Consider the following 15010-nt stretch of genomic DNA (forward strand, 5'->3'; position numbering starts at 1 on the left):
GGTGTTCCTCGGAGGGGTTCAGTGCTGCCCGGCGGCGGCCAGCAGTTCGCGGGTGTACGGGTGCTCGGGCGCGCTGAACAGCCGCTCGGCGGGGGCCTGTTCGACCACCCGGCCGTGCCGCATCACCAGCACCTCGTCACAGAGGTGGCGGACCAGCGCGAGGTCGTGCGAGATGAACACCAGGCCGATGCCGGTGCGGCGGCGCAGGTCGAGCAGCAGGTTGAGGATCTGCGCCTGGACGGAGACGTCCAGCGCGGAGGTGGGCTCGTCGGCCACCAGCACCTCGGGGCCGACCGCGAGCGCCCGGGCGATCGCCACCCGCTGGCGCTGGCCGCCGGACAGCCGGTGCGGCAGGGCGTCCAGCAACTCGGTTGGCAGGCCGACGAGTTCGATCAGTTCCTCGATGCGGCCGAGCGGCAGTCCGTGGACGAGCAGGGGCTCGGCGAGCGCCTCGCGGACGGTCATCCGCGGGCTGAGCGAGGCGTACGGGTCCTGGAAGACGAACTGGACCCGGCGGCGCAGCGCGCGCTCCTCGGCCGGGGCGGCCCCGCTCCAGGACCGGCCGCCGACCCGGACGGTCCCGGACTGCGGGCGCAGCAGCCCGAGCAGGGCGCGGGCCAGGGTGGACTTGCCTGAGCCGGACTCGCCGATCACCCCGACGGCGCGCCCCGGCGCGGCGGTCAGGCTCACGCCGTCGAGCGCGGGCGCGCCCCGGCGTCCGTAGCGGACGGTGAGCCCCTCGGCGACCAGTACCGGTTCGGCGGCCTCCACCGCCGCCGCCGCGGGTTCCCCGGCGGCGGCCGGAGCGCCCTGGGCCGGCGGCTCCTCCCCCGCCGTCACCGGCAGGTGGCAGGCGAACCCCTGTTCCCCGGCCGTCACCCAGCCGGGCGCCTCCTGCCCGCACCGCTCCGTCGCGGCGGTGCAGCGCGGTGCGAACGCGCAGCCGGGCAGCGGCTCCCCGGCGGCGGGCGGGCGGCCGCCGATCACGGCGAGCGGCAGCCCGCGCGGGCCGTCCAGCCGGGGTACGGCGGCCAGCAGCCCGGCCGTGTAGCGGTGCTTCGGCGCCTCCAAGAGCGCCTTCACCGGGGATCGTTCGGCGATCCGTCCGGCGTACATGACCTGGACGGTGTCGCAGGTGCGGGCGACCACGCCCAGGTCGTGGGTGATCAGCAGGACGGCGGTGCCGGTCTCGTCGCGGAGCCGGACGAGGAGGTCGAGGATGCCCGCCTGGGTGGTGGGGTCGAGGGCGGTGGTGGGTTCGTCGGCGATCAGCAGGTCGGGCCGGTTGACCATCGCCATGGCGATCAGCACACGCTGGCGCATGCCGCCGGAGAACTCGTGCGGGCGGTCGCGGTAGCGGCGGGACGGCTCGGGGATGCCGACCAGGTCGAGGAGTTCGAGCGCGCGGGCGCGGGCGTCGGCCCGGCTCGCGCCGTGCACCAGGGCGGCCTCGGCGAGTTGGCGGCCGATCGGCATCCGGGGGTTGAGGTAGGCGAGCGGGTCCTGGAAGACCATGCCGATCCGCCGGCCCCGGACGGCTCGCACCGCGTCCTCGGGGAGGGTGAGCAGGTCGGTGCCGTCCAGGCGGACGGTGCCGTCGGTGGTCCGGCAGCCCGGCGGGAGCATCCGGTTGGCGGCGAGCGCGGTGAGCGTCTTGCCCGAGCCGGACTCGCCGACCAGGCCGAGGATCTCGCCGGGGCGGAGGGTGAAGTCCACGCCGTGCACCACCTCGTGGGGCCCGGCGGCGACGCGCAGCCCGGCCACCTCCAGCAGCGGCGACCCGGTGGTCGGGGGCGTCGGGGACTTGAGCGTCGTGACGGTCACCGCAGCTTCTCCCGGTTGAACGAGTCGGCGAGCAGGGTCAGCCCGAAGACCAGCACGCCCAGCAGCAGCACCGGCGCGAGCGCGTAACTCGGGTGCAGGAAGAGGTACTTGCTGCCGGTGTTGATCATCGTACCGAGCGAGGGGGTGGGCGGCTGGATACCGAAGCCGAGCACGCTCAGCCCGCCCTCGATCTTGGCGGCGTGCGCCATCGTCACGGCCAGCAGCGCGGTGGCGGCGTCGGTGACGTTGGGCAGCACGTAGCGGCGCAGCGTGCGGGCGCGCGGCACGCCGAGCACCCTGGCGGCCACCACGTGGTCGCGGGCGAGCTGGGCGAGCAGGGCGGCCCTGGCCTGCCGCCCGAAGGCGGGCAGCGCGCTGAGTACGACGGTGACCACCACGCTGCCGAGGCCGGGGCGGACGATCAGCGCGATCGCGAGGCCCAGCAGCAGCCCGTGGAAGCCGAGCAGCAGGTCGAACAGGCGCTGGACGGCCTCGCCGAGCAGCCGGTTCAGCCCGCCGAGCAACCCGAGCAGGGTGCCGAGCACGGCGGCGGCGGGCACGGCCAGCAGGCAGACCAGCAGCTCGATCCGGACCCCGTACAGCGCGCGGGCCAGCAGGTCGCGGCCGACCTCGTCGGTGCCGAGCGGGTGGGACCAGGACGGTCCGGCGAGCGCCTCGCGGCCCTGCTGGTAGGGGTCGGCGGACAGCAGCAGCGGGCCGAGCAGACCGAGCAGCACCACCAGGGCGACCAGCACCGCCCCGGTCCGGCCGCGGCGCCCGCGCAGTGCGGCGGGCAGGGCGGGCCACCGGCTCCCGCCTACGACGGTGGTGGTGCTCATCGGCCCTCCCCGGTGCCGGCGCGGGCGATCCTCGGGTCCAGCCGGCCGACCAGCAGCTCGGAGCCGAGCTGCACGACGACGGCCACCGCGACCGCGAGCATGATCAGGGTCTGGGCGACGGGGTAGTCCCGCTGGTTGATCGCGTCGAGCAGCAGCTGCCCGAGGCCGTGCCTGGCGAACAGCTGCTCGGCGACGACGGCGCCGCCGAGCAGTTCGCCCAGGTTGAGCCCGAACTCGACGCAGAACGGTGCGAGGCTGTTGGGCAGCACGTGCCGCAGCAGGATCCGCCGGGGCGGGGCGCCCTTGGCGACGGCGGTGAGCACGAACTCCTCCTGCCGGGTGCGCCGGAGCTCGGTGGCGAGCAGCCGGGCGAGCACCACCGAGCCGGGAAGGGCGAGCGCGACGGCGGGCAGGGCCAGGTACTGCACGGCCAGGTCCGGCGCGGTGAACAGGTCCCGCTCGCCGCCGGCCGGCAGCACCCGCAGCAGCACGGCGAAGACGAAGACGAACAGCACCGCCGTGACGTACACCGGCAGGGCGAGCACGGCGGTGGTGAGCGGGTCCAGCGCCCTGGCCAGCCGGCCGCGCCGCTCGGCGGCCAGCGCGGCGCCCAGCAGCAGGCCGAGCACCAGCATCAGCAGGCCTGCGGCTAGGGCGAGTTGCAGCGTGGAGCCGAGGCTCTGGCCGATCATCCGGGTGACCGGTTCGCGGTAGTGGAAGGAGAGCCCGGGGTCGCCGCCGAGCAGGCCGCCCAGCCAGGTGAGGTACTGGACGGGCAGCGGCCGGTCCACGCCGAGCTGGCGCCCGAGGTGGTCGCGCTGCTCCTGGTCGGCCTCGGCGCCGAGCGCGGCGGAGACCGGGTCGCCGGGGGCCAGGCGGAGCAGCAGGAAGACGGCCACCGAGGCGAGCCAGAGGGTGGCCAGGGCTCCGGCGGCCTTTCTGGTCCAGTACGGCACGGGGTTTCTCCGGGGGTGGGCGGGGCGGCTGACGGGCGTGGGCTCAGGCGTCCCGGCGGGTGTCGGTCAGCTTCAGGTAGCCGAGCGCGCTGGTGGAGACGTCCCGCACCGAGGAGGCGAAGGCGTAGGTCTCCCAGGCGTGCGCGAGGGTGATGTGGAAGGACTGCGCGAGGAAGTACTCGGACAGCTCGTGGTTGACGTCCGCCCGGGCCTGCTCGTCGGCGGCCGCGAAGGCGCGCGCCTGGAGCTCGGCGTACGCCGGGTCGGTGACGTGCGAGGTGTTCCGACCGACCTGGAGCGGTCCGGAGACGGTGATGCCGCTGAGCGGCGAGACGCTGACCATGCCGTGGTTGGCCACGAACAGGCCTTCCAGCGTGCCCTGCTGGATCTTCGGCTGGAGGGCCGCGTTGTCCAGCAGCTGCACGTCGACGCCGAACCCGGCCTGCTCCAGGTCGTACTTCACCAGCTCGACGAGCGAGCTGAAGACCGGCGAGTTGGCGGCGGTCAGCGGCACCCGGGCGCCCTCCGCGCCCGCCTCGCGCAGCAGCCCGCGCGCCTTCTCCGGGTCGTGCCGGTAGCGGGTGACCTGGTCCGGGGTGACGCCGGGGGTGTTGGAGGGCCAGGGCAGGCTGCTGGCCTCGGCGTGGCCGCCGTAGACCTGGGCGACGATGCGCTCGCGGTCCACCGCGTACTGCAGCGCCTGGCGGACCCGGAGGTCGTCGAAGGGCTTGGAGGTGACGTTCACGCCGAGGAACGCCTGCTGGTAGGAGGCCTTGGCGGACTGAACGGTGAAGCCCGGGTTGCCCGTCAGCACCTTGAGGTCGCGCCCGGGGACGGCGCCGATCAGGTGTCCCTGCCCGGACTGGAGGGCGGAGAGCGCGGCCTGGCTGCTGGTGACCGAGCGGACGGTGATCCGCTCGAAGCGCGGGCGCCCGCTCTGCCAGTACCGCTCGTAGCGGGCGAGGTCGAGCTGGTTGCCGCCCTTGAAGGAGCTCCAGCTGAACGGCCCGGTGCCGTTGACGGTGTCGCTCGCCCGGCCCTCGGCGTAGGTCCGCGCGTCGACCACCGGGTTGAAGGCGAGCGCGTCGAACAGGTTGCTGGTGGGCTTGGCGAGGGTGAGGGTGACCTCGTTGCGGGCGCTGGCCTTCACATCGGCCAGGCGCTCCAGCAGCGGCTTGACCTGGGAGGACTTGGTGGCGCCGACCAGCGAGAAGACTACGTCGTCGGCCTCCAGCGCCCGCCCGTCGTGGAAGGTGACGTCCTCGCGCAGCTTGAGCACCAGCTTCAGCCGGTCGGCGCTCCACTCCCAGGAGGTGGCCAGCCAGGGCACCGGCTGGAGGGTCGCCGGGTCGAGGTCGACCAGCCGGTCCAGTACGAGGTTGACGAACGCCGGGGTGTCCGGGCCGCGGTGGAGCAGCTGGGTGGGGTCGGGCGCGCTGCCGTACACGATCTGGAGGTCGGGCGCGGACGCCGCGGCGCTGCCGCCGGGGGCGGCGCCCGCGTCCGGGTCGGTGGCCGAGCGGCAGCCCGCCGCCAGCAGGGCCGCTCCGGCGCTCAGGCCGAGGAAGCCTCGTCGGGGCAGGCCGGGGTGACGGGCCGCTTCGCTCATGGTGCTGCTACCTCTTGGTGGTTGGGGGTTCGGCAGGGCCTGGTACGGCTGGGGCGGCCGGGTCAGTACCGGGTGACGACGACGCTGTCGCTGTAGAGCACGACGTCGGGCCCGCCGGTCGGGTACGGGATGCCCTTGGCGGGGTTCCAGTTGGCGCGGTAGATCCCGGTCTTGAAGTACGGGGCCTGGTTCTGGTGGTAGTTGTTGAGCCCGCTGTGCGCGCCGACCTGCACGCCGTCGCGGTACACCGTGATCGAGCCGGGCGTGGTGGCGGTGGACCAGGTGATGTCGAACGCCCACTGGTTCCAGTGCCCGAACTGCACGGTGCCGAGCGGGATCACCGCCTCGGCGACGGTCGTCGGGCCGGTCAGCCAGTGCACCTTGAGGCGCCAGTTGCCGTCCTTGACGGTCAGCGCGATCGGCGGCTTGGTGTCGCTGCCGTCGGAGAGCGGGTAGCCGTGCCACTGGGCGACGATGGTCTCGGTGGAGGTCTGCACCCAGTCGGCGGGCAGGTAGTCGGCGAGGGCGAAGCGGTAGCTGCCCCAGCCGAGGGCGTTCACGGCGACCTCGGAGCGGTACGACGCGCCGTCGTTGGGGACGCTGAAGCGGGCGGCGAGGCCGGAGCCGCCGGCGGGGGCGCCGGTGACGGTGATGGAGCCGTTGCCGTCGATGCGCTGGCGGGTCCAGTTGGCGACGGTGCCGGACTCGAAGTCGTCGGCGAAGACGGTGGTGGACGCCGTGGTGGTGGACGCCGTGCCGGCCGCGGGCGTCGTGGTGGCGGGCGTCGTGGTGGCGGATGCCGTGGTGGCGGCGGTGCTCGCGACGGCTGCCGGGGCGGCCAGGGTGCCGGTGAGCAGGGCGGCGGCCAGGGCGGCGCCGGCGGCGCGGCGCGCGGAGGTGGTGACGGACATGGTGGTGCTCCTCGGTACGGGTTCGCTGGAACGGTGGGCGGTGACCGGGGCGGCCGGCCGACGACGGGTGACTGGCGTCAGCCGGCCCGTCGACAGGAGGCCGCCGGTCCGCCGGTTCCCGCGCCGCCCACCCAGGTCGGGCTGGACCACGCCCACTGGTCGTTCAGCTGCCGGACCCGTACGTGGTAGAAGTCGCCGTCCCCGCCCGGCCGTTCGTCGACCAGGTCGAGCTCCGCGGTGAGCTCCCGGCCGGGCACCGCCCGGTCGAAGCGGTAGGCGCCGGAGACGAAGCCGCCGAGGAAGCCGGTCCGCGGCCCCTCCCGCAACTCGCCGACGCGGTAGGAGGTTTCGACGCCGTTGACGGTCGCCGTCAGCATGGTCCGGTCGTCTCCGGAGACGGCCAGGGAGAAGCCCTGGGTGGCGTCGGTCGCGGTGTTCGGGTTGCCCTCGGTCACCGTGCGCAGCCGCAGTTCGCCCGGCCCGGTGCGCCACCAGTCGGACGGCCGGTACGTGGCGGGCTCGGCCTCGGCCGGCGCCACCGTCTCGGAGCCGCGCAACCGGGGCTGCACGTCCAGCAGTTCACCGCCCTCCACGCGCAGCGCGACGTCCCAGCGCACGGCCGCCTCGCGCCGCCCCCAGCCGACGGCGAAGCCGAGCGTGCCGTCGAAGCCGGGCGCCGCGCCGGCGGAGGCGAGCAGTTCGGGCCGCGAGAGGCGGTGGATCGGTACGCCGTTGCGGACCACCTCGACGTGGTCGAGGGCGTCCCGGCCGCGCACGGTGACCCGGATCCGGCGGCGGTCGGCGGACGGCGCCTCGCCGCCCATCGGCACGCCGTTGACGGAGGTCGCGAGCAGGATGCGGTCGCCGGTGATCGCGTAGGTGCGGCGCGCCTGGACCGCGTCCCAGACCGCCGTGCGGGTCAACTCGGGCGCCCAGACGGCGAGCCGGCCGTGCCCGTGGCTGCCGGGGAAGGCGCTGTGGTGGTCGGTGGAGCCGATCAGCCCGAACCGGTGGCCGAGCCGCAGCCCGTGCACGGCGGTGCCGGTGGTGTCGCGCGGCCCCATGGTGTGCAGGTAGGTGCGCGGCGCCTCGTCGGACTCGGCGCAGCCGTGCATCGACATCACCTCCACCACCGGGGCGAACTCCTCGGTGTACGCGGCCCAGTTGATGCCGCGACGCCCGGTGCCGTAGCCGATGTGGTGCGGCAGCGCCCAGGTGCGCACGCCCTCGGCGGCGAGCTCGCGCAGCCGGACGCGCAGCGCGTCCAGGTCGCGGGCGCGGATGATCTCGCCGCGCGGCCCGTCGAAGTACACGCAGTGGTCGCCGTACGCGAGGCTGTGCCACTCGAAGGACTGGAAGGTGACGAAGCGGCCGTCCTGGTGGGCGGCGGCGGTGACCTCCTGGACGTGCTCCCAGCGCTCGGCGAGCCGGGCGAAGCCCTCGGTGTGGTAGTCGACCAGGCCGGCCAGCTCGGGCGTCCGCTCGGGCAGGTCGTGCCACCAGCCGTGGCCGGTGACGCTGGCGAAGTCGAGCTGGAGGCGGGCGTTGGCGTAGGCGTCCTCGACGGGGCCGTGGCCGTAGCTGATCCCGCAGTGGTTGTGGAGGTCGCCGACGTAGAGGCCGAGACCGCCGTAGCCGGGTGCGTCGGTGGTGGGGGCTGTCATCGGTTCGGGCTTCCTCTGTTTGATCGACTCTGAGAAGAAGTTTTTCCCGATCTTCGACTGAGGGTCAAGGCCGGGCCGGGTGGCGTTGCCCGATCGCCACAGGAGGAAACATGCGATTCATAGAATCACACCATGTGACAGGCCGCTTGCAGTCGAGACCGCCACCTCACCCCTCCTCCGACCGACCCTTCGCCACTTTCTATCGATCTGATAGAAAGTGCCGGAGATTCCATCCCTACCCCGTGAGGACGGCACACCGCCGATGCCCATCACCGCCCCGCCCGCCGCGCCCGACCTCTCCGGCTCGGCCCTGGTCCGCGCCCCCGAACGCCCCGAGCCCGGCTACTGGGCGGGCTGCCCGAGCGTGCGCTACGAACCCGACCGGGACCGCTTCCTGCTCACCTACCGCGAACGCCGCCCGCGCAACGCCGACCCCTCGACCGGTGCGACCGGTGCGACCGGCGGCCAGGACCGGGGCTGGCGCTGCGCGGTGGCCGAGAGCCGGGACGGCGTGGAGTTCCGCGACCTCTGGTCGGTGGAACGCGCCGACCTCGACTCGCCCTCCATGGAGCGCTTCGCACTGCTCCGGCGCGACGGCGGCTACCTGCTCCACCTGAGCTACGTCGACCCCGCCGACCGGCGCTGGCGGATCGACGCCCTGCGCGCCGACACCCCCGAGGCCTTCGACCTCGGCGCCCGCACCCCCGTGCTCACCGCCGCCGGCACCGGCACCGAGGGCGTCAAGGACCCCTACCTACTGGAACACGACGGCGCCGTCCGGCTGTTCGCCACCGTCTCGCGCGCCCGCGCCTTCACCGCCGAGGAGCGCTCCCGCGCCCACGCCGCCGCCGACATCCACACCACCGGCCTGACCGTCCAGCCCACCGCGCTCGCCGACTCCGCCGACGGCCTGCGGTTCACCGCCCCGCCCGGCCGCGCCGCCGAGGTCCTCGACGTCGGCCCGGCCGGCGCCTGGGACGCCTACGAGTCACGGATCACCACCGTCCTGCCGGACGGCTCCGGCGGCTGGCTCGCCCTCTACGACGGATCGGCCGACGCGGCCGGCAACTACGAGGAGCGCTGCGGCCTCGCCGCCTCCGCCGACCTGCGCCACTGGCACCGCCTGACGCCGGACCGCCCGTGGCTGGACGTCCGCTACGCCGACGTGGTGGCGGCCCGCGGCCGCTGGTACCTGTACTACGAGCAGACCCGCCCGGACGGCGCGCACGAGCTGCGGGTCGCCGTCCTCGACGAGTTCGCGGGCCTGCGCCCGTAGGCCCGCGACTTCGAGGCCCGGCGCGGCTGCCCGCCGGGCCTCACTCCGCCCGGGCCGTGGCCACCACCTCGGTCATCGCCTCCAGGAACCGCCGCGCCACCGCGAGTTCGGCGTCCCCGAACGCGCCCATCGCGGCCACCAGATCGGCGATCAGCCCGCCGAAGAAGCCCTGGCCGAGCTCGACCGCGCGCTCCTCCACCAGCAGCCGCACCTTGCGGCGGTCCCCCGGATCACGCTCGCGCCGGATCAACCCGAGCCGCTCCAGCCGGTCGACCAGCCCGGTCGTCCCTGCCGAGTTCAGCCCCAACGCCTCGCCGAGCCGCCCCGGCGTGACCACCGTCCCGGCCCGCGCGGCGTCCAGCAGATGGATCAGCGCCCGCAGATCGGTCGGGTGCAGGCCGTTCCGCGCGGCGAACTCGGCGCCGAACAGGTCGAGTTCGACGGTCAGCCCGCGCAACAGATGGACCAGCTGCAACGGCGTCCGCTCCGGCTCCACCTCGTCTCCTTCCCTCCGGAGTCACCTCGACGTATTCTCTCGCTGGGCGAGATACATGCCCACCGAGTGAGTTCGTCGAACCCTGGGGGAAGACTATGTCCGCACACCCTGCCACCGGCCCCGCCCCCTCCCTCCTCGACTTCCTCGCCGCCTACGACGAGGCCCTCGCCCACTGGCCGCTCCCCGTCGAGGCGCTCACCGTCCCCACCCCGTACGGCGCCACCCGGGTCAACGCCTGCGGTCCGCGCGACGGCCGCCCGCTGGTGCTGCTGCACGGCGGCGGCGCCACCGCCACCTGCTGGTCCGCCAACGCCGCCGCCCTCGCCGCCGCCGGCCACCGGGTGCTGGCCGTCGACCTCATCGGCGACCCGGGCCGCAGCACCCTCGACCACCCCCGCCTCGGCGGGCTCCCCGAACTGCTCGGCTGGCTCGACGCCGTCCTCGACGGCCTGGACGCAACCGCCGCCGACCTGGTCGGCCACTCCTACGGCGGGTGGATCGCCCTGCGGTACGCCCTGCACGCCCCCGCCCGGGTCCGGCGGCTCGCACTGCTCGACCCCACCCAGTGCTTCACCGGCTTCCGGGCCCGCTACCTGCTGCGGGTGCTGCCCCTCCTCCTCCCGCCGCGCACCGCCGCCAAGGCCCGCGCCTACCTCGACCAGGAGAGCGGCGACACCGCCCTCGACCCAGCCTGGCGCGAGCTCTACGCCCTCGGCTTCGCGGGCTTCCCCGCCGCCCGCCCGGTCACCGGCCCCCGCCCCACCCCGGCGGAACTGCGCACCCTCACCGCCCCCGTCCTCGTCCTGCTCGCCGAACGAAGCCGCACCCACCACCCCCGCACCGTGGCCGACCGCGCCCGCCACACCCTCCCGAACGCCACGGTCGCCGTCCTGGCCGACACCTCCCACCACACCCTGCTGACGGCCCACCCGGACGAGCTGAACCGCCGCCTCACCGCCTTCCTGACCCCCTGACGCCGCCCCGCAGGGCCCAGCCGCACCCCGGCACCGGCGGTGGAGGCGGCGGGCGGGGCGCGCCCGCCCCTCGGAACCGCTAGACGAGTAGTTCCGAAGTGGGCTGGGTTTGCCGGTTCTGCTCCGGACATGCAGGAAGGGTGTCCAGCACCGGGCTGTGACGACCGAAGAGCCGGACACCCTCCTGACGGCACTCCACGTGCAGATCGATGATCACCTCCCCCGAACGCGGTGGTTGGGCCGCCCGCCGTTGCTGACGGACTCCGAACCGGTCTGTTTGGCGGATGGATCCCACTCGATCGGGTGGCGGCCACGCCGAGCCGGTTCATCGCGGAACTGACCGGGTGTCGACGGCGGGGTCATCCGGTTGTCGTATTGACGGGGAGAGGCGCGCCCTTCAGAGTTCACATGTGAACTCATCGGGAGGGGTGTGGTCATGAAGTTCCTGGCCAGTACGTTGGTGCCCAGGCGGAGCAGGGGGCTGGGGAGCCCGCCGCTGGGGCGGGCGGAGCGGTTCGCGGAGGTGGTCGAACTCGCCTCGTGGGCGGAGCGGGTGGGGTACGACGCGTTCGGGGTCGGCGAGCGGCACAATCCGGAGCTGCTGTCGGCGTCACCGGCGGTGATCCTGTCGAACATCGCCGCCCGGACGTCCCGAATCCGGCTCGTCACCACGGTCGCGGTGCTCTCGCTCACCGATCCCGTCCGCTCCGCCGAGGACTACGCCACCCTCGACCAGCTCAGCGGCGGGCGTCTCGACCTGATCATCGGCAAGGGCGGCGACGCGGTCGCGCCCGGCCTCTTCGGCGTCGACCCGGCCGAGCTGTGGGACCGGCTGGAAGAGGGGTACGAGCTGCTGCGGCGGCTGTGGCGGGAGGAGAAGGTCACCTGGGAGGGCCGCTACCGCCCGAAACTGACCGAGGTCTCCCTCGAACCCCGGCCGCTGCAGCGGCCGGCGCCCCGGGTATGGCACGGTTCGGCCACCGACCGGCGTTCCACCGAGCTGGCGGCGCGCTGGGGCGACCCGCTGTACTCGGCCAACGGCACGGACCGGGTCGACCACTACCTGGGCCTGGTCGACCACTACCGAGAGCGGCTCACCTTCCACGGCCACGATCCCGACACCGCGCCGGTCGGGGTGGGCGTGCACTCCCCCGTCATCGCCGACCGTTCGCAGGACGCCCTGGCGATCGCGCGCCCGATGTTCGAGGCCTCGGTCGCCGCGCACTACCGCGCCGGCGCCCGCTTCCCGTTCGACTCCCTCGAGGACTTCATCAAGAACGGGTCCGCGCTCGTCGGCACCGCCGAGCAGATCACCGAGAAACTCCTCGGCCTGCAGCGGAAGTTCGGCAACCAGGTGTTCGGCGTCGGCGTAGAGGGGTTCTTCTCCACCTACACGACCGAACTCGCCGTCACCCGCGACTACTTGGAACGGTTCTTCGCCGAGGTGGCCCCCGTCCTGCGGGCCGAAGTGCCCACCACCGTCTGGGAGTGACGCCCCGCCGACCGGTCACGGCGCACATGGGCGCGGATCTTGCCGGAGATGGCGATGAGCCGCTCCACCTCCTCCACGGTCAGCGCGCCGACCAACTCCTCGCGGATGTGCCGGGCGCGGTAGGCCTGCGCCCGGCGGAACACCGACAGGCCGTGCGGGGTGAGGGAGACCGTGGTGGCGCGGGCGTCACCGGGCACCGGCCCCCGCTCCACCAGGCCGCGCTGCTCCATGCGTCCGACGTGCTGGTGGAGCCGACTCTTGCCGAACATCAGCGCCTTCGCGAGTTCGAACGCGCGCAGCGTGTGGCCCTCGGTGTTGCCCAGACCGTCCAGGACCTGCCAGTCCGGCTCGGACAGGCCGGTGTCCTGCTGGAGCCTGCGCGTCAGCACCTGCCACAGCTCGGCGTCCATGTGGAAGAAGGCGTCCCACAGTGCACGTTCGCGTTCTCGCTGCCGCATGGGCCCCCACTGTACCGAGCCGGGCCACCGACCGGAACGCGCCGGCGCCCGCGCTCACGGGGCGGGCTCACGATATCGACGGCGTCACCCTCCACAACCCTGCCGACATCACCCGGCGCGACCTCGACAAGAACGGCAACGAGGCACCGTGCGGTCATCAGAGCCCGATCGAAGCGATCAGGCAGTTCCTCGCAGGCGCGGAGAAGCTGCTGCAACACGTCGAGGGCAGGTCAGCCATTCAGCAGGAGATGGCCCGCACTCACTACGAGCGGCTGGGGTTCAGAGGCCTCAACTACCAGGCACCAGTCCGTCCCGCTCATGACGTGAGTCGACAGCCCGTGATCGTCGATCAGCCAGAGGTCAACCGGGGTGTTGTCCCTCCTGCCCTCGTACACCTGCCACGAGGCAACGAGGTGGACCAGTCGGCGGCCGATCAGCGACGCAGGCTGGATTCCGGGCCCGTGGGCGCGGCAGATGGGGTGGGAGGGCTCCATCCGTGGACCGCACCTCGTCCCTCGTCGCAGCTCACTTGCTTATCCGGAGCCCCTTAGGGCTTTCAGATCACTAACACGTCGTCCTGATCTTGGTGTTGGGGTTGTCGTTGCCGACCTGATCTTCAGGAGGGTGCGGTGCATGGCGGTCCGGCTGCTGCCGAACAGCACGGCGAGTGGTTCGGCGGCCAGGTTGACCCGCAGGTGAATCACGGTGGCCAGGACCTGGTCGGGGAAAACGAGCCGCGGGGGGCGGCCGCACCAGGTGTCCCCGTGGGGCGCCAGGGTCCGGGTCAGGTCATCCAGCTGCTGCCGGGACATTCCGGTCAGTGAGGGATCGGATAGCAAGGCCGGGTCCCACTCGGGCGCCTCCGGCGCTCGTGGCACCGCTCGGAACCGCCATCAGGAATCCGGACTCTGAGCGGGGCACTGCCAGTCAGCTGCGTCGATCGCGCCGCCCGCCATGCCACTGAGGTCGAAGCAATTGCCGTTGGCCCACACCGTCACCGAATCCCGCCGATGGTCTACCTGGAAGGGCTCATCCCCACGCGACGTCCCGGACCAAGAACCGTCGTCTGCTGGCGAGTGAGTGACAACGACGTAGGTCTGCCCTGGCAGGATCTGGTAGGTGTCCGCCCACGGCTCCACTGTCAGCTCCAGTGGCGCTTCACCGTCGTTTCTGACCAGCAGCCGCGCAGTTTCCCCAGCGAACATCCCCAGCACCTTTCCTTGCCCCTACGGGCGATTGCACATGCAAGCGATGTCCACAGACACCTGCTGTCTGATCCTCACACGCGGGATCTGGTGCCAAGCGTCGGGAACCGTCGACCACCGGCTCGGCCTGGTCGTGGAGACCCGCGCTGCGGGCCCACCCGGGCGCTGAGCACGACCAGCTCGCCGCCGAGGAGACCCACCACCGCTGCGACTGCCAGCGCTGCCTCCACGGAGGCGGACCCGGCGACGAAGAGGACACAATCTGGACATGACCACCGGCCCGCAGATCACCCCCACCTGCGCGGGGAGAACGCTTCGCTGTTGACCGGCAGCCGCGGGTTGTCCGGCTGACCCTCGCCTGCGCGGGGAGGAGCATCGCGAGCAGTTGGGCACCGCCCGCTGCGGTCGCTAATCGGTCGGGCGTTTGCCGTAGTAAGGGCTGACGATCTTCGTCAGTTTCCGCTGGATCGACCGCAGTGCGCGGATTGTCTCCTCGTCAGTGAACCCCGTGGTCGTTGACCACTCGACCCCTGAACCCACGAGGTCGCTGACGAAGACGATCTCTGCTGCGAGCAGGGCCCTCGCCCAGTCCGCCGGCGCGAGAGGCACGTCCTCACCCAGCGCGTCCCGTAGCCTGCGGCACTGCCTGAGCAGATCCGCGACATCTGTGAAACCCATGCCGAAGGCGAGCTGATCGCTGCACCGAGCCGGCCCGTCCCATTCCACGAGCGATCGCTGCAACAACTCGACCTCGTTCCCGGTCAGGAGCTCGCCCGCTGCCACTAGCTGACCTGCCACCAAATCAGCCGCCCATCTCACTATCAAACGACAGGACGGTCATACTACCGACCTGCAAGGACGTCCTGGCTGACAGCTTCCCCAAGGCACCCACCGATCCCTCCGGACCCACCCGACGGATCCGGCCGACCCCCGCCGACACGGGGAAGACACCGGCTACGATCCAGGCGGTTTTCCGGCACGGCGGCTGACCCCCGCCTGCGGGGAGGACTGGTGCTCGGCCGTCTCGCTGGAGTGGCAACGCCTGACCCCCGCGCCTGCGGGGAGGACGGTCGTAGGAAGCCGCGGGGGCCGCCCCTTCTCGGCTGACCCCCGCGCCTGCGGGGAGGACCCGGACGGGGTGGCACAGGCCTCGGCGGAGGCGGGCTGACCCCCGCGCCTGCGGGGAGGACCCTTCGCGACCTGCACCGTTCTAGGGCCTGTGTGATGTTGTGATCAGTTGGGTGGTCGCACGAGGTCGTCTATCCAGATCATTGAGGCGCGGAGGTGGAGGCCTGCGAGGTAGCTC

13 protein-coding genes and 1 pseudogene are annotated in these 15010 nt (G+C 72.9%); 3 read left to right on the forward strand and 11 right to left on the reverse strand.

The genetic code is table 11. The features are described from left to right. Positions 1–18: 18 nt before the first annotated feature. From ACFU74_RS21580 to ACFU74_RS21605, 6 genes are all read right to left on the reverse strand, one after another. The gene (locus ACFU74_RS21580) at positions 19–1824 is read right to left on the reverse strand and encodes a dipeptide ABC transporter ATP-binding protein (RefSeq protein WP_380759092.1); all 1806 of its coding nucleotides are present in this window, start codon (positions 1822–1824) and stop codon (positions 19–21) included. After that, the gene (locus ACFU74_RS21585; protein ID WP_380759095.1) at positions 1821–2663 is read right to left on the reverse strand and encodes an ABC transporter permease; all 843 of its coding nucleotides are present in this window, start codon (positions 2661–2663) and stop codon (positions 1821–1823) included. The genes ACFU74_RS21580 and ACFU74_RS21585 overlap by 4 nt, the downstream gene beginning before the upstream one ends. Then, complete coding sequence (locus ACFU74_RS21590; RefSeq protein ID WP_380759097.1) at positions 2660–3619, reverse strand: ABC transporter permease; 960 nt, start codon at positions 3617–3619, stop codon at positions 2660–2662. Before ACFU74_RS21590 ends, ACFU74_RS21585 begins: the two co-directional genes overlap by 4 nt. Positions 3620–3662: 43 nt before the next feature. After that, positions 3663–5228 (reverse strand): ABC transporter substrate-binding protein, encoded by a 1566-nt coding sequence (locus ACFU74_RS21595; protein ID WP_380759100.1) that lies wholly within the window; start codon positions 5226–5228, stop codon positions 3663–3665. 62 nt (positions 5229–5290) lie between these two features. Continuing rightward, positions 5291–6139, reverse strand: a complete 849-nt coding sequence (locus ACFU74_RS21600) for a polysaccharide lyase (RefSeq protein ID WP_380759102.1) — start codon at positions 6137–6139, stop codon at positions 5291–5293. Positions 6140–6216: 77 nt separating this feature from the next. Beyond that, positions 6217–7803: a DUF3604 domain-containing protein gene (locus tag ACFU74_RS21605; protein WP_380759104.1), complete on the reverse strand. Its 1587-nt coding sequence runs from the start codon at positions 7801–7803 to the stop codon at positions 6217–6219. A 262-nt stretch (positions 7804–8065) separates the two neighbouring features. On the opposite strand from ACFU74_RS21605, the gene ACFU74_RS21610 reads away from it, so the two are divergent. Further along, on the forward strand, positions 8066–9079 hold the full coding sequence (locus tag ACFU74_RS21610; RefSeq protein ID WP_380759106.1) for a hypothetical protein: 1014 nt from the start codon (positions 8066–8068) through the stop codon (positions 9077–9079). Between the two features lie 40 nt (positions 9080–9119). Here the strand turns inward: ACFU74_RS21610 and ACFU74_RS21615 are convergent, their stop codons facing one another. Continuing rightward, positions 9120–9575, reverse strand: coding sequence for a MarR family winged helix-turn-helix transcriptional regulator (locus ACFU74_RS21615; RefSeq protein ID WP_380759108.1), 456 nt, complete (start codon positions 9573–9575; stop codon positions 9120–9122). Positions 9576–9670: 95 nt separating this feature from the next. Here ACFU74_RS21615 and ACFU74_RS21620 point away from each other — a divergent pair, with 95 nt between their 5' ends. Together ACFU74_RS21620 and ACFU74_RS21625 are read left to right on the forward strand one after the other, a co-directional pair. Continuing rightward, the gene (locus tag ACFU74_RS21620) at positions 9671–10549 is read left to right on the forward strand and encodes an alpha/beta fold hydrolase (RefSeq protein WP_380759111.1); all 879 of its coding nucleotides are present in this window, start codon (positions 9671–9673) and stop codon (positions 10547–10549) included. Between the two features lie 436 nt (positions 10550–10985). Beyond that, the gene (locus ACFU74_RS21625; protein ID WP_380759113.1) at positions 10986–12041 is read left to right on the forward strand and encodes an LLM class flavin-dependent oxidoreductase; all 1056 of its coding nucleotides are present in this window, start codon (positions 10986–10988) and stop codon (positions 12039–12041) included. Here ACFU74_RS21625 and ACFU74_RS21630 read toward each other — a convergent pair. From ACFU74_RS21630 to ACFU74_RS21645, 4 genes and pseudogenes are all read right to left on the reverse strand, one after another. Continuing rightward, the gene (locus ACFU74_RS21630) at positions 11969–12499 is read right to left on the reverse strand and encodes a MarR family winged helix-turn-helix transcriptional regulator (protein WP_380294436.1); all 531 of its coding nucleotides are present in this window, start codon (positions 12497–12499) and stop codon (positions 11969–11971) included. The two genes, ACFU74_RS21625 and ACFU74_RS21630, sit on opposite strands and share 73 nt — an antisense overlap. A 587-nt stretch (positions 12500–13086) precedes the next feature. Continuing rightward, positions 13087–13371 (reverse strand): annotated as a pseudogene (locus ACFU74_RS21635) (ISAzo13 family transposase); the annotation flags it as partial. A gap of 21 nt (positions 13372–13392) precedes the next feature. Further along, positions 13393–13704 carry a hypothetical protein gene (locus ACFU74_RS21640; RefSeq protein WP_380759117.1) on the reverse strand — a complete coding sequence of 104 codons (312 nt, stop codon included), beginning with the start codon at positions 13702–13704 and terminating at the stop codon, positions 13393–13395. A 408-nt stretch (positions 13705–14112) separates the two neighbouring features. Continuing rightward, positions 14113–14487 carry a hypothetical protein gene (locus ACFU74_RS21645; RefSeq protein ID WP_380759115.1) on the reverse strand — a complete coding sequence of 125 codons (375 nt, stop codon included), beginning with the start codon at positions 14485–14487 and terminating at the stop codon, positions 14113–14115. Positions 14488–15010 lie beyond the last annotated feature (523 nt).

The organism is Kitasatospora sp. NPDC057500 (assembly GCF_042802195.1).
In the GTDB taxonomy this organism is placed as follows: domain Bacteria; phylum Actinomycetota; class Actinomycetes; order Streptomycetales; family Streptomycetaceae; genus Kitasatospora.